Raw genomic sequence first — 23,446 nt, forward strand, 5'->3', positions numbered from 1 at the left:
ATAATGTCCAAGAAAATTCACGTAACCGACACGATCCTGCGCGACGCTCACCAGTCCCTGCTGGCTACCCGCATGCGTACCGAAGACATGCTGCCGATCTGCGACAAGCTCGACAAGGTTGGCTACTGGTCGCTGGAAGTCTGGGGTGGTGCCACCTTCGACGCCTGCGTGCGCTTCCTCAAGGAAGACCCGTGGGAGCGCCTGCGCAAGCTGCGCGCGGCGCTGCCAAATACCCGCCTGCAAATGCTGCTGCGCGGCCAGAACCTGTTGGGCTACCGCCACTACAGCGACGACGTGGTCAAGGCCTTCGTCGCCAAGGCGGCGGTCAACGGCATCGATGTGTTCCGCATTTTCGACGCCATGAACGACGTGCGTAACCTGCGCGTGGCCATCGAAGCGGTCAAGGCCGCCGGCAAGCACGCCCAGGGCACCATCGCTTACACCACCAGCCCGGTACACACCATCGAAGCCTTCGTGAACCAGGCCAAGCAGATGGAAGCCATGGGTTGCGACTCGGTGGCGATCAAGGACATGGCCGGCCTGCTGACCCCGTTCGCCACTGGCGAGCTGGTCAAGGCGCTGAAGGCAGAACAGTCGCTGCCGGTGTTCATTCACTCCCACGATACCGCCGGCCTGGCAGCCATGTGCCAGCTCAAGGCTGTGGAAAATGGCGCGGACCACATCGACACCGCCATCTCCAGCTTCGCCTGGGGCACCAGCCATCCGGGTACCGAGTCGATGGTTGCTGCACTCAAGGGCAGCGAGTTCGACACCGGCCTGGACCTGGAGCTTCTGCAGGAGATCGGCTTGTACTTCTACGCCGTGCGCAAGAAGTACCACCAGTTCGAAAGCGAGTTCACCGCGGTAGACACCCGGGTACAGGTCAACCAGGTACCGGGCGGCATGATTTCCAACCTGGCCAACCAGCTCAAGGAGCAGGGCGCCCTCAACCGCATGAACGAAGTGCTGGCCGAAATCCCGCGTGTGCGTGAAGACCTCGGCTTCCCGCCGCTGGTCACCCCGACCTCGCAGATCGTCGGCACCCAGGCCTTCTTCAACGTGCTGGCGGGTGAGCGCTACAAGACCATCACCAATGAGGTGAAGCTGTACCTGCAAGGTGGCTATGGCAAGGCCCCGGGTGTGGTCAACGAGCAACTGCGTCGCCAGGCTATCGGCAGTGAAGAAGTGATCGATGTGCGCCCGGCTGACCTGCTGAAGCCGGAAATGGCCAAGTTGCGTAGCGACATCGGTGCCCTGGCCCGTTGCGAAGAAGACGTGCTGACCTTCGCCATGTTCCCGGACATTGGCCGCAAGTTCCTCGAAGAACGCGAAGCTGGCACCTTGACGCCTGAAGTTCTGCTGCCGATTCCGGAAGCCGGTGCCGTGGCTGCCCCTGGCGGTGAAGGCGTGCCGACCGAGTTCGTCATCGACGTACACGGCGAAACCTACCGCGTCGATATCACCGGTGTGGGCGTTAAGGCCGAAGGCAAGCGACACTTCTATCTGTCGATCGACGGCATGCCGGAGGAAGTGGTATTCGAGCCACTCAACGAGTTCGTCAGCGGTGGCGGCAGCAAGCGCAAGCAAGCGACCGACCCTGGCCACGTGAGCACCACCATGCCAGGGAACATCGTTGATGTGTTGGTCAAGGAAGGTGACATGGTCAAGGCCGGCCAGGCGGTATTGATCACCGAAGCCATGAAGATGGAAACCGAAGTGCAGGCGGCCATCGCCGGTAAGGTCGTGGCCATCCATGTGGCCAAGGGCGATCGCGTGACGCCGGGTGAGATCCTGATCGAGATCGAGGGCTGATTTAAGCCCTCATCTACAAGTGGTTAACCTCTGGGGAGCGGATGCTCCCCTTTTTTGTGCCGGACTCACCCGCACCTCACAACGCGCATCCCTTGTAGGAGACCTGATTCAGCACACCGCTTAACCTTTGCGGCACATCTCAAGGCTTTCCACCTGGCCACCCGGCTGCTGGTTCTCTTCACTCAACCACCGCTCAAACCCGGCAGCCACCGCCGGCCATTCATCATCGGTAATCGAATACCACGCCGTATCGCGGTTATGGTCCTTCACCACCAGGTGCTTGCGGAACACCCCTTCGTAGACGAAGCCGAATCGCTCTGCCGCACGTTTGGAGCGGGCGTTGGCATTATTGCACTTCCACTCCAGCCGTCGATTACCCAGCGCGAAGCCCAGCTTGCCCAGCAGGTACACCGCCTCGGTACCCTTGGGCGTACGCTGCATGGCGGCGCCGAAGGCAATGTGGCCGATCTCGATCCGGCCGTGTTCAGGCACGATCGACATCAGGCTGAGGATGCCTTGGGCCTGGCCGCTGGCGCGGTCGATGACGGTGTAGAAAAGCGGGTCGCGGCCAGCAGCGTTGCCTTCCAGCCAGCGGTCAAAGGCGGCGCGTTCGGCGAACGGGCCGTAGGGCAGGTAGTCCCACAGCACCGGATCGGAGGCCGGGCCCTGCAGTGCCTCCCAGAGGTCTTCGCCATGGCGACCGGGATCGAGCTTCTCCAGGCGGATGAAGCGGCCTTCAATGGGCTCGGCCTTGGGGGGTGCGGCGGGTTTCCAGTTCAATGCGTCTGTCATGTGCGGCCTACAAGCCTTTGCGGAATTGGATGAAGCCCGAGCGCTCGGCAACCTGCTGGTACAGGCTGATGGCTGTGGCGTTGGTTTCGTGGGTCAGCCAGTGCACCTTGATGCAGTTGTCGGCCTTGGCAGTGGTGTAGACGTGCTCGATCAACTGTCGACCAATGCCCAGGCCACGTTGCGTGCTGTCCACATACAGGTCCTGCAGGTAGCAGGAATTCTCGATGCTCCAGTTGGAACGATGGTAGATGAAGTTGACCATCCCCACCGCCTTGCCGTCGACCCAGGCCAGTGCCGAATGGGTTGGCTCGCTGGGGTCGAGCAGGCGTTGCCAGGTGCTCAGGCTGACGGCATCGGCCAGCTCGGTCTCGTAGAAGTGCAAGTAGGCCTGCCACAGGGCGTGCCAGGCCGCGTGATCTTGGGCCGTGACAGGGCGCAGGGTAAGGTTGGGCATGGGCTATTCCTTCAGAGTTGGCGCATGTGCGCCGCGAGTTGGTTGTCCCGTTGATCGGGGCTGGCGCTCAGGCCTTCGCGCACGCCATCGATGTCCTGCCTGGAGCGGTTCTGGCTGAGCTTGCGTGCACCTTGCAGGCGCGCGATGGGCAGGCGGATGCCGACGATGGCGCGGAGCATGCCCTCGATGTAGTCGGCAGGGGCGTCGGTGACTTTCCATGGTTCGTTGCGACCCTGTTCGTGGCGGTCGGTCAGGCGGCTTACGATAGACAGTAGCGGCTCGGCCTCATGGATAACTTCGGCCGGGCCATAAGCGTGCACCGCCAGGTAGTTCCAGGTCGGCACCACCTTGGGGTTTTCGGCCTTGCTTGGGTAATAGCCGGGGCTGACATAGGCATCGGCGCCGGGGAATACCAACAGTGCTTCGCCGCCGTGCTGCAGGTCTTCCCATTGGCGGTTGGCCCGGGCCAGGTGGGCATACACAGTGCCGAAATCGCCCTCGGCGGTATCGACCAGCACCGGCAGGTGCGTGGCCAGAAGGCCCTGTTCGCCCTGGCTGACCAGAATGGCCAGGCGGGTGTCTAGCATGTGCTGGTGCAAGCGGGTGAGGTCGTGTTCCTGGTGCGGCTTACTGTTGTACATGGCGAGATCCTTGTCGAATGGTTCCATCCTAGGCAGGCTATTGGTTCTGGGTAAGATCCATTAATGCCTGTTTTCATAGGTCCAATATCATGCGCGAGTCACCCCTCATCCTGCCTTTCGACCCTGCCGGGATCGCCCTGGATCGCAGCCGCGGGCTTAGCCAGCAGCTATATCAGGCGTTGCGAGCGCGGGTACTGGATGGGCGCCTGAGCAGTGGTACTCGCCTGCCGGCTACGCGCGACCTGGCTGCCATGTTGGCGCTTTCACGCAACAGCGTGGTGCGCGCGTACGATCAACTGTATGCCGAGGGCTTCATCGAAAGCCGGGTCGGTGATGGCACCTACGTTAGCCGGCTGCCAAAACTGTCCACACAAGTATCCACAGGGTTATCCCTGGGCTTATCAACAGGTTTATCCACATTTCGTGAAGAAAATACTGAGGATTTATCCAGCGGGAGGCTTTTCAGCGCGCCTCTGCAGCGCCTGAAAAATAACCATTTGCCACCGCCCAGAATCGGTGCGCCGCGTGCTTTTCGCGTTGGTATTCCAGCATTCGACCTGTTCCCGTTTGACGTCTGGGCCAAGCTACAGGCGGGTTTCTGGCGCAACCCGTCGCCTGCGCAACTGGGCTATGGTGACCCCGCTGGCGAGCCGGCTTTGCGCGATCTTATAGCGGCCTATCTACGCCGCTCGCGGGGGCTGAGCTGTACGGCTGAACAAATTGTGATCACAAGCGGTGCGCAGCAGGCCATCAGCCTTTGTGCACAGTTGCTGTTGCAACCGGGCGACGGTGTGGCTGTGGAAAACCCAGGCTATCGGGCGGCCGCTCATGCCTTCACGCTCGCGGGCGGTCGGGTGTTTGGCGTGCCTGTGAATGAAGACGGGCTGGATTGCAGCCGGCTGGAACAATTGACGGATTGCCGACTGACTTATGTTACGCCTGCGCACCAATACCCGACCGGGGTGACCATGAGCCTTGCTCGTCGCCTGGCATTGCTGGCCTGGGCTGAACGCAGTGACGGCTGGATCATCGAGGACGACTACGACGGCGAGTATCGCTACAGCGGTGCGCCGCTGGCCCCGCTGGCAGCGCTCGACCGGCACGGGCGGGTGCTGTATGTCGGTACCTTCGGCAAGATCGCCTTCCCGGCGTTACGCCTGGGCTACCTGGTGCTTCCGTCGAAGCTGGTGCAGGCTTTCAGCCAAGGCAAAGCGTTGGCGGTGCGGCATTCGGAGGTCAGCAGCCAGTGCGTGATGGCCGAGTTCATGGCCCGTGGCCATTTTCAGCGGCATATCCGCCGTATGCGCAAGGCGGCATTGAAGCGGCGCGATGTGCTCAAGGCCGGTTGGCCTGTGGATATTCCGGGGTTGGGCGCAATGCCGGAAGTGGCGGCTGGGCTGCATGTGAAGGTCGATGTGGATAACTTTGCTCGGGAGCAGGAGTTGGTGGCCAAGGCTGAGGCGGTGGGGGTGGAAGTGACACCACTGAGCAATTTCTGGTTGGCGGACTGCGAGGTGCCTGTGGATAAGCGGGCAGGGCTGGTGCTGGGCTTTGCGGCAGTGCCGGAGGGCGAGATAGCCGAGGCCTTGATGAAACTACGCAAAGTCTGGAGAAAATGAAGGAGGCTGCAAAGCAGCCCCCGGTTCAACATCAGGTACCGGACTTTATCCGCGTCCAGGCGCGGGTCCTGGCCCGTTCGGCATCTCGCGTCAAAGGCTTGAGGGTATACAGCTTGGCCATCGCCTCTGCCGTCGGATACAGGTTGGGGTTGTTGCGAATCGTCGGATTCACCTTGTCGGTCGCATCCTTGTTCGGGTTCGGATACCCCACGAAATCGCTGATCGGCGCAATCACCTCTGGCCGCAGCAGGTAATTGATGAACGTATGCGCATCCTCCGGGTTTGCTGCGCCCTTTGGAATCGCCAGCATGTCGAACCAGATCGGCGCGCCTTCCTTGGGCAGGCGCATGTCCACCACCACGCCGTTGTTCGCCTCACGGGCGCGGTTGGCTGCCTGCGAGAAGCTGCCGCTGTAGCCCACTGCCACACAGATGTCGCCATTGGCGATGTCTGCCATGTACTTCGAGGAGTGGAAGTAGGTGATATGCGGGCGAATCTTCAGCATCAGCTCCTCGGCCTTCTTGTAGTCAGCCGGTTTGTCGCTGTTCGGCGGCAAGCCCAGGTACTGCAGGGCCAGCGGTAGAATCTCCGACGGCGAGTCGAGCAGGGCCACGCCGCACTGCTTGAGCTTGGCGATGTTCTCTTCCTTGAAGATCAGGTCCCAGCTGTCCACCGGCGCGTTGTCGCCGAGTGCAGCCTTGACCTTGGCCGGGTTGAAGCCGATCAGCACGGTGCCGTACATATACGGCACGGCAAACTTGTTGCCCGGGTCGTTAGCTTCGATCAGCTTCATCAGTGCCGGGTCCAGGTGTTGCCAGTTCGGCAGCTTGCTGCGATCCAGCGGCTGGAACACCCCTGCTTCGATTTGCTTGGCGAGGAACACGTTGGACGGTACCACCACGTCATAGCCGGAGTTGCCGGTCAGCAGCTTGGCTTCCAGCGCCTCGTTGGTGTCGAAGATGTCGTACACCAGCTTCACGCCGCTGTCCTTCTGGAAGGCAGTCAAGGTCTGCGGGGTGATGTAATCGAACCAGTTATATACACGCAGGGTGCGCTGCTCGGCTTGCGCATGCAGGGCGCCTGCGAACAGGGTGGCAGCGATGAACGGGGCGAGCAGACGTTTGAGTCGGACCATTATCGGGCTCCTGGCTGGGCGCGCTGGAAGCCTTCCAGCACATTGACCGCGTTGATGCCGATTTCCTCCACAGCGTAGCCGCCTTCCATCACGAACAGGGTCGGCTTGCCGAGTTGGCCGATGCGCTTGCCCATTTCCAGGTAGTCCGGGCTGTCCAGCTTGAACTGCGAGATGGGGTCGTCCTTGAAGGTGTCCACACCCAGGGAAATGACCAGCACGTCGGCGTCATAGCTGGCGATACGCTTGCAGGCATCCTCCAGGGCTGCGCTCCAGGCGGTCCAGTCGCTACCGGCGGGCAAGGGGTAATTGATGTTGTAGCCCTGGCCTGCGCCTTCGCCTGTTTCATCGGCATAGCCGAGGAAGAACGGGAATTCGTCCTGCGGGTCGCCGTGGATCGAGGCGAAGAACACGTCATCGCGGCTGTAGAAGATGTCCTGGGTACCGTTGCCGTGGTGGTAGTCGACGTCAAGGATGGCGACCTTGCGTCGGCCTTGGTCGAGGAAGGCCTGGGCAGCGATGGCGGCGTTATTCAGATAGCAGTAGCCGCCCATCACTTCGCCGGCAGCGTGGTGCCCTGGCGGACGGCACAGGGCGAACGCGGCATGGGCGCCTTGCTGAATCGCTGCCTGGGCGGTAAGGGCAACTTGCGCAGCACTGTAGGCAGCCTGCCAGGTACCCGCGGTGATGGGCGCGCCGGCATCGAAACTGTAGTAACCCAGTTCGCCATGCAGGCCGGTCGGCTTGACCTGGCGCAGTGTGCGGGCCGGCCAGGTGAAGGGCAGCAGGTCACCCTCGTGGCCCAGTGCAGCCCAGCGGGCCCAGGCGCCTTCGAAGAAATCCAGGTAATCGGCGCTGTGGACGCGCAACAGCGGCGCACGGCCGAAGTCGGTCGGGCCCTGGATGTCGCCGAGGTTGCGTTTTTTCACCTGGTCGAGCACATGGTCGGCGCGCGAAGGCATTTCGAAACAGGGCATCAGCTTGCCATCGATCAGCTCGCAGCGGCCGTGGTGCAGGCGGTGGTCATCGGAATAGATCGTCAGCATTGTTGTTCTCCGGTGGGACTGGCGTGGGTCCATTGTCATGGGCTGATCAGCAGGGGAGAACGACGCAAACGGCCAAAAGGGGATCGATATGGCCAAGGTCTATGGCCAGATGGGTGGTGACCTATCCCAGCCTCGTCGCGGGTAAGGCAGCGGCGGCAACGGTGAACGGCCTTTGGACATTGGCCGGCAGGCCCGGCCCTTTCGCGGGTGAACCCGCTCCTACAATGGCCACCAGGGCGTCAGGGGTTGTGACGCCCCTGTAGGAGCGGGTTTACCCGCGAAGAGGCCAGAACAGGTCAACCACGAAAATGGCTGGGCGCCACGCCACTCCAGCGCTGGAAGGCATGCCGAAAACTGGCCGTCTCACTGAACCCCAAAGTCTCCGCAATCCGGTAGATCGGCATCTGTTCATCGGCCAGCAACTGCTTGGCCCGCTCGAACCTCAGCTCGTCCAGCAGCTGTTGATAACTGCTGCCCAGCGCCTGCAAATGCCGGCGCAGGGTGCGCGAAGAGCAGTTCATCTGCCGCGCAAGCCCTTCCAGCCCGGGCGCTGCGTCCAGTTGCTGCGCCAGCAGCTGGCGAATCCGTCCCAGCCATGCCTGGCGACCGGTGAATTCAAGGTTCAGGCGCCGGCAGCGCTCGCTCATGGCTTTGTGAGTAATCGGGTCGGCCAGCGGCAGCGGCATATCCAGCCATCGCCGTTCGAAGGCAAAGGCATTGTCTTCGGCGGCGAAACCGATCGGGCATTGAAACGCTTCGGCATAGAGGGCGTGGTAACCAGGGCGAGGGTGTTCGAAGCGTGCGCCAAGCAGCGGCAACGGCCGGCCAAGCAGGTCGTCACAGATGACTTTCAGCGACACCAGGCAGAACTCGGCGTTGAAAGCGCTCAGCGCCGGGCTGTCATGGTAATCGCTGGCGCTGAACCAGACACGTTGGCCGTCGTCGAGCAAGCGCAGCTTGAAGACTGTTCCCAGCAGTGCCGGATACTGCAGCGCCAGGCGTAAGGCGTCACCCAAAGTGGCACTGGAGAGCAGCGCGTAACCGAGCATGCCGTAGCACGACACGCGCATGCGCTGGCCCAGTTCCAGGCCAATGTCCTCGCGCCGGGCCACAGCATTGGCGCAAACCTGCAGTTCCTGCTGGGTGGTGATGCGCGCATCGGCATGCCCCAGGTCTGCCGGGCCAATGCCGCTGCCGGCCAGCAACGCCGACGCCTCGCAACCGTCTGCCTGGAAGACGTTGAGGATCAGCGAAACTGCGTTGAGGGTGGTCAGGTGGCTGTGCAGCATGCTGGGTAATCCCGTTTGGCTGGGACGCATTATGGAGCAAGTTATGTGCCGATATCCGGGGCTGCAGGCAAACCACATACCCTGCCGGCGCGGCCGGGTGTTGCGAAGGCCTGCATAGCGGCCTCCAAAACCTTCAGGCAAAAAAAAGGCCCGAAGCAAGCGCTCGGGCCTTGGAAAGGTTGAGAGGTGTCTAGTCCCTCGACCTGGTGAGACTGTTTACAGCGGCCTGATTACGCCTTCAGCGGAACCAGACGTGGAGCGATCATGTTTTCCGGACGCAGGATGTCGTCGAGCATCGCGTCGTCCAGCAGCTTCTCTTCGCGCACCAGTTCCAGTACGCCGCGGCCGCTTTCCAGGGCAACGCGGGCGATACGGGTGGCGTTTTCGTAGCCGATGTACGGGTTCAGTGCGGTAACCAGGCCGATCGAGTGCTCGACCAGTTCACGGCAGCGCTGTTCGTTGGCGGTGATGCCGACGATGCAGTGCTCGCGCAGCATGTCCATGGCGCGTTGCAGCAGGCGGATCGAGTCGAAGATCTTGTAGGCGATCAGCGGCTCCATCACGTTCAGCTGCAGCTGACCACCTTCGGCGGCGACGGTCAGGGCCAGGTCGTTGCCCATGATGGCGAAGGCCACCTGGTTCACAGCTTCTGGAATAACCGGGTTGACCTTGCCTGGCATGATCGAGCTGCCTGGCTGACGCGCTGGCAGGTTGATCTCGTTGATGCCGGTGCGTGGGCCGCTGGACAGCAGGCGCAGGTCGTTGCAGATCTTCGACAGCTTGACCGCGGTGCGCTTGAGCATGCCGGAGAACAGCACGAAGGCGCCCATGTCGGAGGTGGCTTCGATCAGGTCGGCAGCCGGTACCAGCGGGTGGCCGCTGATGGTGGCCAGGCGCTGTACGGCCAAGGCCTGGTAGCCAGGGTCGGCGTTGATGCCAGTACCGATGGCGGTACCGCCCAGGTTGATTTCGGTCAGCAGTTCCGGAGCCAGCGAGCGCAGGCGCTGCAGGTCTTCAGTCATGGTGGTGGCGAAGGCGCGGAATTCCTGGCCCAGGGTCATCGGTACGGCGTCCTGCAGCTGGGTACGGCCCATCTTCAGTACGTGGTCGAATTCTTTACCCTTGGCAGCGAAGGCCTGGATCAGGCTATCAAGGCTGGCCAGCAGCGCGTCGTGACCCAGCAACAGGCCCAGGCGGATTGCGGTCGGGTAGGCGTCGTTGGTCGACTGCGCCATGTTCACGTCGTTGTTAGGGTGCAGGTACTGGTACTCACCCTTCTGGTGGCCCATGGCCTCCAGCGCAACGTTGGCAATGACTTCGTTGGCGTTCATGTTGGTAGAAGTACCAGCGCCGCCCTGGATCATGTCAACCACGAACTGGTCGTGGAAATCGCCTTTGATCAGGCGGGCGCAGGCTGCGGAAATGGCAGCGTGCTTGGCATCGCTCAGGTGACCCAGCTCACGGTTGGCGTCGGCAGCGGCCTGCTTGACCATGGCCAGGGCCACGACCAGCTTGGGGTAGTGCGACAGCGGAACACCGGAGAGGTGGAAGTTGTTGGCAGCGCGCAGGGTCTGGATGCCGTAGTAGGCATCTGCAGGAACTTCAAGGGTACCCAACAAGTCTTTTTCGACGCGGAACGATGCAGCAGAGGACATGATGTATATCATCTCGATTTTGACCCGGCACATGCCGGAATGGCGCCAATCCTAGGCCTGAAGGTGTTTTTGCGGCCAATGCTATTGCACGCTAACCTATGCACAAACGGCATAGTGTTTCATGTGACGCCAATTGATATTCGAGCGTGTTCCATTTTGGTGCGCGCCGGGAGATGTGCTTCGTGAACCTTGAAAGCAAATGGCTGGAAGACTTCAGTGCTCTGGCCGCTACCCGCAGTTTTTCCCAGGCCGCAGAGCGGCGTTTCGTTACCCAACCAGCCTTCAGCCGGCGCATTCGCAGCCTTGAGGCGGCGTTGGGCCTGCAACTGGTGAACCGCTCTCGCACACCCATCGAGCTGACCGAGGCGGGTCAGCTATTTCTCGTCACAGCACGTACTGTTGTCGACCAGTTGAGCGAAATTCTCCGCCATTTGCATCACTTGGAAGGCGGGCAGGGCGAAGTGGTGCAGGTAGCTGCGGCACACTCCTTGGCGTCGGGTTTCTTCCCCCGTTGGGTGGCCCAGCTGCGCAACGACGGTTTGAACATCGCCACCCGCCTGGTTGCGACTAACGTCGGAGATGCCGTACATGCACTGCGCGAAGGCGGCTGCGACCTGATGCTGGCGTTCTACGACCCGGACGCGGCCTTGCAGATGGATGCCGAGATCTTCCCGTCGCTGCACATGGGCACCACTGAAATGCTGCCGGTGTGCGCCGTGGATGCCGATGGCAAGCCGTTGTTCGACCTCGAAGGTGAGGGCAGCGTGCCATTGTTGGCCTATACCGCCGGCGCATTCCTCGGCCGCTCGGTTAACTTGCTGTTGCGCCAGCGCAACCTGCGTTATACCACCGTCTACGAAACCGCCATGGCCGACAGCCTCAAGAGCATGGCCCTGGAGGGGATGGGCATCGCTTGGGTGCCGCGCCTGTCCATGCGTGGCGAGCTCGAACGCGGTGAACTGGCGATCTGCGGCGGTAGCCAATGGCATGTGCCGCTGGAAATCCGCCTGTACCGCTGTGCTTTGGTGCGTAAGGCTAACGTCCGCTTGCTATGGCGCAAGCTGGAGTCGTCTGGCGCACAAGGTGAAGCGTCAATTTGAATTGTCCTTCAGGTATTCAGTGATATTTGCACGATTCCTGTCGCTGTAGCGGTAGCAGTTGGATCGTGCCGGTACACGGGGGTGCGTGTACGTTTCACACACCCAGCCATTGAACTTCAGTTCGGCGTCTTCATGCGTGGCGCCTAGCAGATGGCCAACTTCATGAGCTGCAGCACCGTATGCGGCCACAGAGGCAATGGCCGTTTTCTGCTTGAAATAGGCCAAGCCGGCGTTGTAGTTCAGGCCGCTATGATCGTAGCTGTTGCCGGTGAGCAGGAGATGTTTATCCATGAGAGAGTAGAGTCGGTGTCGCTTTTGTGCATACACCTGCTGGCTGAAAGCGTCCAGGAGCTTTTCGGACGGCATTCCTGCATAAGCAATATCGGTTATGTGTTTTACTTTGCGTTGAAATATCACTTCGATGGGATGTTGGCTGAAACGGCGCATTTCGTTCAGCCAATGCTGGAAGAAGTCTTCGTTCAATTGCCCGTCGTGCATATCGGCCAGGTCGTCGTGCACATAGACGGTGACGGTGAGCGAGTGGGCCGCCGAAGCACTTGGCAATTGCAAGCTGAGTACCAAGCCAAACGAAAGTGCGAAGAAGCATGGAGTTTTCATGTAGACGTACCAAAGTGCGCGAGTAAGGGCTGCGAGCGTGCTGCACTCGGCGACCCCGAGGCAGCAGGAAAAAGTTGTCCCACGAGACAGCTTGCCCTTTGATCCGGCATGTGTTTGTAGGGGTGGGCGGCCAGCCTTTAAATACGTTACAATCCCGCGCCTTCGGCCGACCTGGTCGATTCAGAATCCGTATGACAAGCCACGCCGGCCCACCTGCGTGGCTTGTTGCTTTTAGCGCGCCAGAAGGCGCTTGCAGGAGAGGCTCGACGATGAGTGCACTGGTTGGCGTGATCATGGGCTCCAAGTCCGATTGGTCCACCCTTAGCCACACCGCCGATATGCTGGAAAAACTCGGCATTCCCTACGAAGTGAAGGTGGTTTCCGCCCACCGCACCCCGGATCTGCTGTTCCAGTATGCCGAGGAGGCTGAGGGCCGTGGCATCGAGGTGATCATCGCCGGTGCCGGTGGCGCAGCCCACCTGCCAGGCATGTGCGCCGCCAAGACCCACCTGCCGGTGCTGGGCGTTCCGGTGCAGTCGTCGATGCTGTCGGGCGTCGATTCGTTGCTGTCGATCGTGCAGATGCCAGCCGGTGTGCCGGTTGCCACCCTGGCCATCGGCCGTGCCGGTGCGGTCAACGCTGCCCTGTTGTCGGCCAGCATTCTGGGCGCCAAGTACCCGCAGTACCACGCGGCGTTGAAGCAGTTCCGCACGGAACAGACCGACACCGTGCTGGACAACCCAGACCCGCGCCAGGCTTGAGGCTCAACCCATGAAGATCGGTGTAATCGGTGGCGGCCAGCTGGGCCGCATGCTGGCCCTGGCGGGTACCCCGCTGGGCATGAACTTCGCCTTCCTCGACCCGGCACCGGACGCCTGCGCTGCGCCCCTGGGCGAGCACCTGCGTGCCGACTACGGCGATCAGGACCACCTGCGTCAGCTGGCCGACGAAGTCGACCTGGTCACCTTCGAGTTCGAAAGCGTCCCGGCCGAGACCGTGGCCTTCCTCTCGCAGTTCGTGCCGGTATACCCCAGCGCCGAATCGCTGCGCATCGCCCGTGACCGCCTGTTCGAAAAGAGCATGTTCCGCGACCTGGGCATCCCCACCCCGGCCTTCGCCGACATCCTCTCGCAGGCCGATCTGGACGCCGCAGTGGCCAGCATCGGCCTGCCGGCCGTGCTGAAAACCCGCACCCTGGGTTACGACGGCAAGGGCCAGAAGGTGCTGCGCACGCCAGAAGACGTGGTGGGTACCTTCGCCGAGCTGGGCAGCGTGCCATGCCTGCTGGAAGGCTTCGTGCCGTTCACTGGCGAAGTGTCGCTGGTGGCTGTGCGTGGCCGCGATGGCGAAACCCGCTTCTACCCGCTGGTGCACAATACCCACGAGAGCGGCATCCTGCGCTTGTCGGTGGCCAGTCAGGCACACCCGCTGCAGGCTCTGGCCGAAGATTACGTCGGCCGCGTGTTGCAGAAGCTGGATTACGTTGGCGTGATGGCCTTCGAGTTCTTCGAAGTTGATGGTGGCTTGAAGGCCAACGAAATCGCCCCGCGCGTGCACAACTCCGGGCACTGGACCATCGAAGGCGCCGAGTGCAGCCAGTTCGAGAACCATCTGCGTGCCGTGGCCGGCCTGCCACTTGGCTCGACCGCCAAGGTGGGCGAGAGCGCGATGCTCAACTTCATCGGTGAAGTGCCGGCCGTGGACAAGGTTGTCGCCATCGGGGATTGCCACCTGCACCACTACGGCAAGGCCTTCAAGGTTGGCCGCAAGGTAGGACACGCCACCCTGCGCTGCCATGACATGGCCACCCTCGAGCGCAAGATTGCCGAAGTAGAGGCGCTGATCAGCAACTGATCGGGGTTCAAATCGAACTTCTGCAAGCGGCATGCCCTCTGAACATGGCAACAGGCCGAAGCCCGTCTAGGCTTTGGCTTGTTCCATTTTCACTGCAGAGGGATTGCCATGGGTATCATTGGAACCATCTTCATCGGCCTCATCGTTGGCCTGCTGGCCCGTTTCATCAAGCCGGGCGATGACAGCATGGGCTGGATCATGACCATTCTGCTGGGTATTGCCGGCTCCTTGTTGGCTACCTATGGCGGCCAGGCGCTGGGTATATACCAGGCTGGGCAAGCGGCAGGCTTCCTTGGCGCGCTGATCGGTGCCGTGGTGCTGCTGGTGATCTACGGATTCATCAAGAAACGCTGATTACTGGTTAGAATGCTCGGCAATTCATTCGAGTTGCCGAGCATTTTCATGCGTGCCTTTTTCCTTTTCCCCTTGCTGTTGGCCAGTACCCTGGCCCATGCCGAACTGCCCGAAACCGACTGGCTGGAGCTGATGCCCAAGTCGGACCAGAAGGCGCTCGAACAAATGCCTGAAATTGACCACAACTCGCCGGAAGCCATGGGCACCTTTACCGCCAAGGGTGGCCTCAAGCAGAGCAAGGGCCTGCCTGCGGTGATGTACTCGACCAAGACCGTTGCGGCCATGAATGGCAAGGACATCCGCCTGGGTGGCTACCCTGTGCCGCTGGAGAGTGACGCCAAGGGCAACAGCACGTTGTTCTTCCTGGTGCCGTACCCGGGAGCGTGCATCCATGTGCCGCCACCGCCGCCGAACCAGTTGGTACTGGTGCGCTACCCGAAAGGCCTGAAGATCGATGACATCTACACCCCGCTGTGGGTCAGCGGCAAGCTGAAGGTGGAGAAGGTCAGCAATGACCTGGCCGATGCGGCATATGCGCTGGATGCGGGGAAGGTGAGGGTGGTGGAGGATGCAGACCTTTGATAATTGCCCCGGCCTCTTCGCGGGCTTGCCCGCTCCCACAGGTAACCCACAATTTTCGAGGCTTGTGGAGAACCTGTGGGAGCGGGCAAGCCCGCGAAGAGGCCGGTAAAAAAAGAGCAGGGCTCAGATATTTTCACAACCGATCTGGACGCCCAGCGAATGACTCGCCCCAGGCTTCAACTCCACCAGGTCATCCCAAACATTCGCCGTCTCGATGCACAGCATTCTTTGCCAGCCATCATCAGCCATGTCCGCCAGCTCCTTGGCCCGCTCGGTCCACGGGTTCCAGATCACCGCCGAGCGCGAGCCGCTGCTGGTCAAGGTAATCCGCCGATTCCAATGCGGGTCGACGATGCTGAGGGTCTGTGGGGTGTCCAGGTAGATCCGGTCCGTCTCCCCGGCAAACGTCAGTGCCCCCTGCTGCTGGCGCTGTTCCCAGCCCGCCAGGGTTTCGATATAACCCAGCCCGTCGACGCCCTCGACCCGCGCCTGGCGCACATCGCTGACCGCGAAGTAGCTATGCAGGGCCTGGCTGATGGTCACGGGGGTATTGCCCATGTTGCGGCTGGTCAGGCTCAGTTTCAGCTCTGCGCCCATCTCCACCACCAGTTTCAGCTCGACATCATGGGGCCAACCGGGCAGGTCGCCCTGCGCTTCAGGCAGTTCGAACTCGATCCGCAGGGTTTCGCCCACTTCCTCGATACCCAGCAATTGCCAGTCACGCGTGCGCGCAAGCCCGTGGGCAGGCGCCGGTGTTTCCTGGTACATGGCCTGGACGGCCTGAGGGTTGCGCTGCAGGTTGCCAAACCATGGCCAGCACACCGGTACCCCGGCGCGTACCGACTTGCCCTGGCGGAAGATGGCCTGGTCGCTCAGCCACAGCAGCGGCGGTTCGCCTACCTGCTGGTAGCTGAGGACCTGTGCGCCCTGCTGGGCGATCAGGAGTTCGGCACGGTCACTGCTGATACGCCAGCAGTTGAGTTCGCCATGTTGCTCGGTTACGACCTGAAAGGTAGCCATTGCGTTCTTCTCATTGATTGCCAGTGGGCCTTGGACCCGGGCAGATGCAATGAGTTTACCGCCAGCGTGGCTCAGCGACGAGGCACCGAGCGGGTACGACCACTGCCGTCGATGGCGACGAAGACGAATACCGCTTCGGTGACCTTGCGCCATTCGCTGGACAGCGGGTCGTCGCTCCACACCTCGACCATCATCTGGATCGAGCTGCGGCCGATTTCCAGGGTCTGGGTATAGAAAGACAGCTGTGCGCCGACCGCGACGGGTACCAGGAAGGCCATGCGGTCGATGGCGACGGTGGCTACGCGGCCGCCGGCGACACGGCTGGCCATGGCCGTGCCTGCCAGGTCCATCTGCGCAACCAGCCAACCGCCGAAAATATCGCCAAACCCGTTGGTTTCTCGCGGCAATGCGGTGATTTGCAAGGCCAGGTCGCCTTGCGGGATTGGATCTTCTTGTTCGAGCTCAATCATGCGATGGGGCCTCTGACCCGTGACGCTTTTCGTTGGTGTGGCGCAAAGGCCGGGTAAACGATTCAGCTTGAAACATACTACGCCGATTTCGTTTCACTGGGCGGCCGTAGGGAAACTCTGCGAAACCGCCTGACAATAGTGACCGGCGTTTTCGCACAACATCCCACGTTAGGAGCAACATAATCCTACGAATTGCCAGTATATAGGGCATAACGGCCAGCGACGACCGCGCATTCACGAATATCTGTGTGGATTTTGTATCGCTTTCGGCGTAGCTCGGCAATTTGCTATCTTCGCCTGTCTCCAATCCAGAAGCCGCGCGCCAAGCGGCCTGCATGCCCTACAAAGAGAACAACGAGCGATGACTTCCGTGCCCAGCAGTATCGAGCAGCCCTCGCGGCCGCTGACCCGCAGCGACTACAAGACCCTCTCACTGTCCGCCCTGGGCGGTGCGCTGGAATTCTACGATTTCATCATCTTCGTATTCTTCGCCACGGTGGTGGGCAAGTTGTTCTTCCCGGCCGACATGCCTGAGTGGCTGCGGTTGATGCAAACGTTCGGCATCTTCGCCGCCGGCTACCTGGCGCGGCCGCTGGGCGGCATCATCATGGCCCACTTTGGCGACTTGCTCGGGCGCAAGAAGATGTTCACCCTGAGCATCTTCATGATGGCCCTGCCGACCCTGATCATGGGCCTGCTGCCGACGTATGCGCAGATCGGCATGTGGGCACCGATCCTGCTGTTGCTGATGCGCGTGATCCAGGGCGCGGCAATCGGCGGCGAAGTACCGGGCGCATGGGTGTTCGTCTCTGAACACGTGCCGGCTCGCAACACAGGCTATGCCTGCGGCACCCTGACCGCCGGCCTGACCGCCGGCATTCTGCTGGGCTCGCTGGTAGCGACCTTGATCAACAGCGTGTACAGCGCGGAAGAGGTGGCTGACTACGCCTGGCGTATCCCGTTCCTGCTTGGCGGTGTGTTCGGCCTGTTCTCGGTGTACCTGCGCCGCTGGCTGCACGAAACCCCGGTGTTCGCCGAAATGCAGCAACGCAAGGCACTGGCCGAGGAGTTGCCTCTGCGCGCTGTGCTGCGTGACCATCGTGGTCCGATCATCCTATCGATGCTGCTGACCTGGATGCTTTCGGCCGGCATCGTGGTGGTCATCCTGATGACCCCGGCACTGCTGCAGAGCATTTACCACATCAGCCCGACCGACTCGCTCAAGGCCAACAGCCTGGCCATCGTGTTGCTCAGCTTCGGCTGTATTGGTGCCGGCAGCCTGGCAGACCGCTACGGTGCGGGGCGGGTATTCGTCATCGGCAGCCTGCTTTTGCTGGCCAGCTCCTGGGTCTTTTACCACAGCCTGCCGACCCGTCCCGAGTTGCTGTTCCCGCTGTATGCCGTGACCGGCCTGTGCGTGGGCGTGATTGGCGCAGTGCCTTATGTCATGGTCAAGGCGTTCCCGGCGGTGGTGCGTTTCAGCGGGTTGTCGTTCTCGTACAACGTGGCCTACGCCATCTTTGGCGGGCTGACGCCGATGGTGGTGACCGCACTGCTGAAGGTGAGCCCGATGGCGCCTGCCTACTACGTGGCAGGCCTGTGCGCCGTTGGTCTGGCCGTGGGCCTGTACCTGCTCGCCAACAAGCGCTGATCTGCGCTACGGCTACTGGCCTCTTCGCGGCTAAAGCCGCTCCTACAGGGGGTTTGCACAGGCCTCAAGGCCGACACCAAACCCGTAGGAGCGGCTTTAGCCGTGAAGAGGCCAGACCTGCTTCCAGTGATGGCCTTTCATCCAATTGTCACAATGAAGTCATATCGTATTCATGCGGCCTGCCGATACTTGGGCCCGTTCCATCCAACACCCCAATATTCCTGCTAGGAGCAAGGCATGAAACTGAAGCGTTTGATGGCGGCCCTTACCTTTGCCGCCGCTGGCGTTGCAACCGCCAACGCGGTAGCCGCTGTCGATCCTGCGATCCCGACCTACACCAAGACCACTGGTGTTTCGGGCAACCTCTCCAGCGTTGGTTCCGACACCCTCGCGAACCTCATGACTCTGTGGGCCGAGGCCTACAAGAAGGAATATCCGAACGTAAACATCCAGATCCAGGCTGCCGGCTCCTCTACCGCGCCACCCGCGCTGACCGAAGGCACCGCCAACCTCGGCCCGATGAGCCGCAAGATGAAGGACGTCGAACTGCAAGCCTTCGAGCAGAAGTACGGCTACAAGCCGACCGCCATCCCGGTCGCCGTCGACGCCCTGGCTGTGTTCGTGCACAAGGACAACCCGATCAAGGGCCTGACCATGGCTCAGGTTGACGCCATCTTCTCCTCCACTCGCCTGTGCGGTGGCAAGGCTGAGATCAAGACCTGGGGTGACATCGGTGTGACCGGCGACCTGGCCAACAAGCCAATCCAGCTGTTCGGCCGCAACTCGGTATCGGGCACCTACGGCTACTTCAAGGAAGAAGCCCTGTGCAAAGGCGACTTCAAGCCTAACGTCAACGAACAGCCTGGCTCGGCTTCGGTCGTGCAGTCGATCAGCTCCTCGCTGAACGGCATCGGCTACTCGGGAATTGGTTACAAGACCGCCAGCGTCAAGACCGTACCCCTGGCCAAGAAAGACGGCGGCGAGTTTGTTGAAGACAACGAAGCCAACGCCCTGAATGGCACCTACCCGCTGTCGCGCTTCCTGTACGTCTACGTCAACAAGGCGCCGAACAAGCCTCTGGCCCCGCTGGAAGCCGAGTTCGTCAAGCTGGTGCTGTCGCAAGCGGGCCAGCAGGTGGTGGTGAAGGATGGCTACATCCCGCTGCCGGCCAAAGTCGTCGACAAGACCCTGGCTGACCTGGGCCTGTCGCACGCCGGTAACGTTGCAAAAAGTAAGTAATTAAGAAGGGGCCGGCGCCACTGCCCGGCCTCTTCCACGAAATTCCAGTCCGAAGCCAGGTTCCCTGTGCGGCGGGCTTTCGCGCGTCACCACTTTGTAATGTTTTTGTCACACGGGACCGCTAGGGTGTGCGCATGAATGATCTGGCCAATTCCAACATGACCCAAAACTCCCAGCCCGTGCGCATTGATTTCAATACGCCCGAGTTGCAACGCAAGCGCCGCATGCGCGCGCTCAAGGACCGCCTGACCCGCTGGTATGTGCTGGTAGGCGGGCTTGCCGTATTGGCGGCAATCACGTTGATCTTCTTCTACCTGGCTTATGTGGTGTTGCCACTGTTCCAGGGCGCCGAGCTGACCAGCAAGAAAGCCCTGGAGCCGACCTGGCTGCAGCAGGATGCCGGCAAGCCACTGATGATCGCGCTTGAAGAGCAGAATCAGGTGGGGATGCGTGTTTCGGACAAGGGCCAGGCATTGTTCTTCGATACCAAGACCGGTAACGAGCTCAAGCGTGTCGAGCTACCCGTGCCGGCAGACACCCAGGTCACGTCCATCAGTACTGACCAGCCGGGCAGCGCGCTGGTGGTGCTGGGCCTGTCCAATGGTCAGGCGCTGGTTTTCCAGCACACCTACAAGATCACCTACCCGGACAACAAGAAAACCATCAGCCCTGGCATCGACTACCCGTATGGCGAGCAATCGTTCGTGCTCGACGAGCGGGGGCGTGCGCTGGACCACGTCAGCGTCAACGTCAATGGCGACACCCTGCTGCTGGCCGGCTCTACCGGTGCTCACCTGCAGGTGGTCGAGCTGACCCGCACGGAAAACATGATGACCGAAGAGGTCACCACCGAGCAGAACCGCATCGAACTGCCGCAAATGACCGAGACGGTGAAGAATATCTTCATCGACCCGCGCCAGCATTGGCTGTACGTGATCAACGGCCGCGCCACGGCCGACGTGTTCAGCCTGCGCGACAAGAGCCTCAACGGCCGTTACAAGTTGTCTGATAGCGCCGACACCGAAATTACTGCCACGGCCCAGCTGGTTGGCGGCATTTCGCTGATCATCGGTGATTCCAAGGGTGGGCTGGCCCAGTGGTTCATGGCCCGTGACCCGGATGGCGAATCGCGCTTCAAGCAAATTCGTACCTTCCAGATGGGCAATGCGCCGATCGTGCAGATCGACGCCGAAGAGCGCCGCAAGGGCTTCATCGCCCTGGACGCCGAAGGCAAACTGGGCGTATTCCACAGCACTGCACACCGAACCCTGCTGGTAGAGCCGGCTGCCGAAGGCCCTGGCACGCTGGCCCTGTCTCCACGCGCCAACCGCATCATCATCGAAGAAGGCGGCAAGTTGTTGCCGTTGAGCCTGCGCAACCCGCACCCGGAAATTTCGTTCAGCGCGCTGTGGGGCAAGGTGTGGTACGAGAACTACGACGAGCCGAAATACGTCTGGCAATCGACCGCGTCGAACACTGACTTCGAGCCCAAACTGAGCCTGTCGCCGCTGACCTTCGGAACCCTGAAGGCCGCGTTCTACGCCATGATCCTGGCCGCCCCGCTGGCCATTGCCGCAGCCATCTACACCGCCTACTTCATGGCCCCGCGCATGCGCCGCAAGGTCAAGCCGGTGATCGAGCTGATGGAAGCGATGCCGACGGTGATCCTCGGCTTCTTCGCCGGCCTGTTCCTGGCCCCGTACCTGGAAGGCCACCTGCCCGGTGTGTTCAGCCTGTTCCTGCTGATGCCGATCGGTATCCTGCTGGCCGGCTTCTTCTGGAGCCGGCTGCCGGAGTCGATCCGCCTGCGTGTACCGGATGGTTGGGAAGCGGCGATCCTGATTCCGGTCATCCTGTTCACCGGCTGGTTCGCCCTGACCATGAGCCCGCACCTGGAAAGCTGGTTCTTCGACGGCGACATGCGCCTGTGGATCACCAACGATTTAGGTATCACCTACGACCAGCGCAACGCCCTGGTAGTCGGTATCGCCATGGGCTTCGCGGTCATCCCGAACATCTACTCGATTGCCGAAGATGCCGTGTTCAGTGTGCCGCGCAGTCTGACCCTGGGCTCGCTGGCACTGGGGGCGACACCTTGGCAGACCCTGACCCGCGTGGTCATCCTCACCGCCAGCCCGGGCATCTTCTCGGCGTTGATGATCGGCATGGGCCGTGCGGTAGGCGAGACCATGATCGTGCTGATGGCTACCGGCAACACGCCGGTGATGGAGATGAACCTGTTCGAAGGCATGCGCACCCTGGCAGCCAACGTGGCTGTGGAAATGCCGGAATCGGAAGTCGGTGGCAGCCACTATCGCGTGCTGTTTCTGGCCGCCCTGGTGCTGCTGATGTTCACCTTCATCATGAATACCTTGGCCGAGCTGATTCGCCAGCGTCTGCGCAAGAAATACTCGTCGCTTTGATAGAAAGGTAGCGATCCGTGAAAAAGGATTCCCTCAAAGGCTGGTTCAAGAGCGGCGCCCCAGGCGTCTGGATGAGCGGCGGTGCGGTGGCCATGGCCGTGATCATGACCGTCGGCCTGCTGGCGGTGATCGCCGTGCGCGGCCTGGGCCACTTCTGGCCAGCCGATCTTGTCCAGGCCACCTACAAGGTGCCAGGCCAGGCCGATCACGTCGTCATTGGCGAAGTGGTGCAGAAGGAGGAAGTACCCCGTGCTCGTCTGAAGGGGGCTGGCCTGCCAGTGCCTGACCAGGGGCCGGAGTTCATGACCCGCGAGCTGATCAAGGTGGGTAACCGCGACCTCAATGGCAGCGACTTTACCTGGGTGGTCGGCGACTGGCTGGTCGACGAACAGCGCCCCGCTGACCTGATGGCCCTTGAGCGCCGCGAGTGGGGCAACTTCTATGGCTACCTGGTCAGCGTCAAGGAACAAGGCCGCGTGGTTGCCGAAGGCCCCGCTGCCTGGAACGAACTGCAGGCCCGCCTCAAGCGTGCCAACCAGCTCAACAGCGAGCTGCAGCAGCTGGAGAAAAAGGACATCGGTGCCATCAACCATGGCCTTGAGCGCCTGCGCCTGCAAGCGCGCAAGCTGGAGCTGGACGGCAAGCTGGACGCCGCCGCCCAAGCCGACATGGACGCCGACCGTGCCGAACTGAACAGCCGCTACAAGGCTATCGAAGACCGCCTGACAGGCCTGCACCAGGCTTTCTCCCGCGACAGCCTGGTGGCCCGGGATGGCAACGGCCGTGAAGTGGAAATCAACCTGAGCAAGGTGGTGCATGCCGTTCAGCCGAACGGCATGTCGGCGTTCACCAAGTTGGGCACCTACTTCGGCAAGGTCTGGGAGTTCCTCAGCGACGACCCGCGTGAAGCCAACACCGAGGGCGGTATCTTCCCGGCCATCTTCGGTACCGTGATGATGACCCTGATCATGGCCGTGATCGTTACCCCGTTTGGCGTGCTGGCTGCCGTGTACTTGCGTGAATACGCCAGGCAGGGCCCGGTCACCCGGCTTATCCGTATTGCGGTGAACAACCTGGCCGGTGTTCCTGCGATCGTCTACGGTGTGTTCGGTCTGGGCTTCTTCGTCTATGTGCTGGGCGGCTCGATCGACCGCCTGTTCTTCCCCGAAGCGCTGCCGGCGCCGACCCTGGGTACCCCGGGCCTGCTGTGGGCATCGCTGACCCTGGCATTGCTGGCGGTACCGGTGGTGATCGTGGCCACCGAAGAAGGCCTGGCGCGAATCCCGCGCACCGTGCGTGAAGGCTCGCTGGCGTTGGGTGCAACCAAGGCCGAGACCCTGTGGAAAATCGTCCTGCCCATGGCCAGCCCGGCCATGATGACCGGCATGATCCTCGCCGTGGCCCGTGCCGCCGGCGAAGTGGCGCCGCTGATGCTGGTAGGTGTGGTGAAGCTGGCGCCGTCGCTGCCGGTGGATGGAAACTACCCGTACCTGCACCTGGACCAGAAGATCATGCACCTGGGCTTCCACATCTATGACGTCGGCTTCCAGAGCCCGAACGTCGAAGCTGCGCGGCCGCTGGTTTATGCCACTGCGCTGCTGCTGGTGCTGGTGATCGCGACCCTCAACCTCTCTGCCGTGTGGATTCGCAACCACCTGCGCGAGAAGTACAAGGCGCTGGACGGCTGACCCTGAT

Annotated in this window: 21 protein-coding genes; 11 read left to right on the forward strand and 10 right to left on the reverse strand. The window is 61.7% G+C overall.

Features of this window, described 5'->3' with window-relative positions; all coding sequences use genetic code 11:
* Nucleotides 1–3: 3 nt before the first annotated feature.
* Nucleotides 4–1,812 carry a sodium-extruding oxaloacetate decarboxylase subunit alpha gene (oadA, locus tag QYE47_RS00910; RefSeq protein WP_003253282.1) on the forward strand — a complete coding sequence of 603 codons (1,809 nt, stop codon included), beginning with the start codon at nucleotides 4–6 and terminating at the stop codon, nucleotides 1,810–1,812.
* 120 nt (nucleotides 1,813–1,932) lie between these two features.
* Here oadA and QYE47_RS00915 read toward each other — a convergent pair whose 3' ends face one another.
* From QYE47_RS00915 to QYE47_RS00925, 3 genes are read right to left on the reverse strand one after another with little or no spacing between them, the layout of a single operon-like run.
* Entirely contained in the window at nucleotides 1,933–2,604 is a 672-nt protein-coding gene (locus QYE47_RS00915) for a GNAT family protein (RefSeq protein WP_014589165.1), read from the reverse strand.
* 7 nt (nucleotides 2,605–2,611) lie between these two features.
* A complete protein-coding gene (locus QYE47_RS00920) occupies nucleotides 2,612–3,058 on the reverse strand; it encodes a GNAT family N-acetyltransferase (protein ID WP_003253286.1) in 447 nt (148 codons plus the stop codon).
* Nucleotides 3,059–3,069: 11 nt separating this feature from the next.
* Nucleotides 3,070–3,699 (reverse strand): FMN-binding negative transcriptional regulator, encoded by a 630-nt coding sequence (locus QYE47_RS00925; RefSeq protein WP_014589164.1) that lies wholly within the window; start codon nucleotides 3,697–3,699, stop codon nucleotides 3,070–3,072.
* A gap of 89 nt (nucleotides 3,700–3,788) precedes the next feature.
* On the opposite strand from QYE47_RS00925, the gene QYE47_RS00930 reads away from it, so the two are divergent.
* A complete protein-coding gene (locus QYE47_RS00930) occupies nucleotides 3,789–5,318 on the forward strand; it encodes a PLP-dependent aminotransferase family protein (RefSeq protein WP_014589163.1) in 1,530 nt (509 codons plus the stop codon).
* 31 nt (nucleotides 5,319–5,349) lie between these two features.
* Here QYE47_RS00930 and QYE47_RS00935 read toward each other — a convergent pair whose 3' ends face one another.
* The 4 genes from QYE47_RS00935 to aspA form a co-directional block, all read right to left on the reverse strand.
* Nucleotides 5,350–6,453, reverse strand: coding sequence for a polyamine ABC transporter substrate-binding protein (locus tag QYE47_RS00935; RefSeq protein ID WP_003253292.1), 1,104 nt, complete (start codon nucleotides 6,451–6,453; stop codon nucleotides 5,350–5,352).
* Nucleotides 6,453–7,496, reverse strand: a complete 1,044-nt coding sequence (locus QYE47_RS00940) for a histone deacetylase family protein (RefSeq protein ID WP_014589162.1) — start codon at nucleotides 7,494–7,496, stop codon at nucleotides 6,453–6,455. Before QYE47_RS00940 ends, QYE47_RS00935 begins: the two co-directional genes overlap by 1 nt.
* A gap of 296 nt (nucleotides 7,497–7,792) precedes the next feature.
* Entirely contained in the window at nucleotides 7,793–8,785 is a 993-nt protein-coding gene (locus QYE47_RS00945) for an AraC family transcriptional regulator (protein ID WP_014589161.1), read from the reverse strand.
* A gap of 230 nt (nucleotides 8,786–9,015) precedes the next feature.
* On the reverse strand, nucleotides 9,016–10,440 hold the full coding sequence (gene aspA, locus QYE47_RS00950) for an aspartate ammonia-lyase (protein ID WP_029380744.1): 1,425 nt from the start codon (nucleotides 10,438–10,440) through the stop codon (nucleotides 9,016–9,018).
* Between the two features lie 182 nt (nucleotides 10,441–10,622).
* Between aspA and QYE47_RS00955 the strand changes: the two genes are divergently transcribed.
* Nucleotides 10,623–11,540 (forward strand): LysR substrate-binding domain-containing protein, encoded by a 918-nt coding sequence (locus tag QYE47_RS00955; RefSeq protein WP_003253299.1) that lies wholly within the window; start codon nucleotides 10,623–10,625, stop codon nucleotides 11,538–11,540.
* Here the strand turns inward: QYE47_RS00955 and QYE47_RS00960 are convergent.
* Nucleotides 11,532–12,158, reverse strand: a complete 627-nt coding sequence (locus QYE47_RS00960) for a zinc-dependent metalloprotease family protein (protein ID WP_014589159.1) — start codon at nucleotides 12,156–12,158, stop codon at nucleotides 11,532–11,534. The genes QYE47_RS00955 and QYE47_RS00960 overlap by 9 nt on opposite strands.
* 269 nt (nucleotides 12,159–12,427) lie before the next feature.
* On the opposite strand from QYE47_RS00960, the gene purE reads away from it, so the two are divergent.
* The 4 genes from purE (at nucleotide 12,428) to QYE47_RS00980 (ending at nucleotide 14,948) form a co-directional block, all read left to right on the forward strand.
* Complete coding sequence (purE, locus tag QYE47_RS00965; protein ID WP_003253304.1) at nucleotides 12,428–12,919, forward strand: 5-(carboxyamino)imidazole ribonucleotide mutase; 492 nt, start codon at nucleotides 12,428–12,430, stop codon at nucleotides 12,917–12,919.
* Nucleotides 12,920–12,929: 10 nt separating this feature from the next.
* The gene (locus QYE47_RS00970; protein WP_014589158.1) at nucleotides 12,930–14,012 is read left to right on the forward strand and encodes a 5-(carboxyamino)imidazole ribonucleotide synthase; all 1,083 of its coding nucleotides are present in this window, start codon (nucleotides 12,930–12,932) and stop codon (nucleotides 14,010–14,012) included.
* 108 nt (nucleotides 14,013–14,120) lie between these two features.
* Nucleotides 14,121–14,366: a GlsB/YeaQ/YmgE family stress response membrane protein gene (locus tag QYE47_RS00975; RefSeq protein ID WP_012054121.1), complete on the forward strand. Its 246-nt coding sequence runs from the start codon at nucleotides 14,121–14,123 to the stop codon at nucleotides 14,364–14,366.
* Between the two features lie 48 nt (nucleotides 14,367–14,414).
* Nucleotides 14,415–14,948 (forward strand): DUF3299 domain-containing protein, encoded by a 534-nt coding sequence (locus QYE47_RS00980; RefSeq protein ID WP_162470261.1) that lies wholly within the window; start codon nucleotides 14,415–14,417, stop codon nucleotides 14,946–14,948.
* 123 nt (nucleotides 14,949–15,071) lie between these two features.
* On the opposite strand, the gene QYE47_RS00985 is transcribed toward QYE47_RS00980, so the two are convergent.
* Both QYE47_RS00985 and QYE47_RS00990 read right to left on the reverse strand, forming a co-directional pair.
* The gene (locus QYE47_RS00985) at nucleotides 15,072–15,968 is read right to left on the reverse strand and encodes a D-hexose-6-phosphate mutarotase (RefSeq protein WP_014592875.1); all 897 of its coding nucleotides are present in this window, start codon (nucleotides 15,966–15,968) and stop codon (nucleotides 15,072–15,074) included.
* 71 nt (nucleotides 15,969–16,039) lie between these two features.
* Entirely contained in the window at nucleotides 16,040–16,438 is a 399-nt protein-coding gene (locus QYE47_RS00990; RefSeq protein WP_003253317.1) for an acyl-CoA thioesterase, read from the reverse strand.
* A gap of 361 nt (nucleotides 16,439–16,799) precedes the next feature.
* On the opposite strand from QYE47_RS00990, the gene QYE47_RS00995 reads away from it, so the two are divergent.
* The 4 genes from QYE47_RS00995 (at nucleotide 16,800) to pstA (ending at nucleotide 23,439) form a co-directional block, all read left to right on the forward strand.
* On the forward strand, nucleotides 16,800–18,089 hold the full coding sequence (locus QYE47_RS00995; protein ID WP_014592874.1) for an MFS transporter: 1,290 nt from the start codon (nucleotides 16,800–16,802) through the stop codon (nucleotides 18,087–18,089).
* 237 nt (nucleotides 18,090–18,326) lie between these two features.
* Entirely contained in the window at nucleotides 18,327–19,328 is a 1,002-nt protein-coding gene (locus QYE47_RS01000) for a phosphate ABC transporter substrate-binding protein PstS (protein ID WP_014592873.1), read from the forward strand.
* Between the two features lie 134 nt (nucleotides 19,329–19,462).
* Nucleotides 19,463–21,751, forward strand: coding sequence for an ABC transporter permease subunit (locus QYE47_RS01005; protein WP_014592872.1), 2,289 nt, complete (start codon nucleotides 19,463–19,465; stop codon nucleotides 21,749–21,751).
* A gap of 71 nt (nucleotides 21,752–21,822) precedes the next feature.
* Entirely contained in the window at nucleotides 21,823–23,439 is a 1,617-nt protein-coding gene (gene pstA / locus QYE47_RS01010; RefSeq protein WP_172830966.1) for a phosphate ABC transporter permease PstA, read from the forward strand.
* Nucleotides 23,440–23,446 lie beyond the last annotated feature (7 nt).

Source organism: Pseudomonas sp. 2,4-D, assembly GCF_030418155.1.
GTDB classification, from domain to species: Bacteria; Pseudomonadota; Gammaproteobacteria; order Pseudomonadales; family Pseudomonadaceae; genus Aquipseudomonas; species Aquipseudomonas alloputida.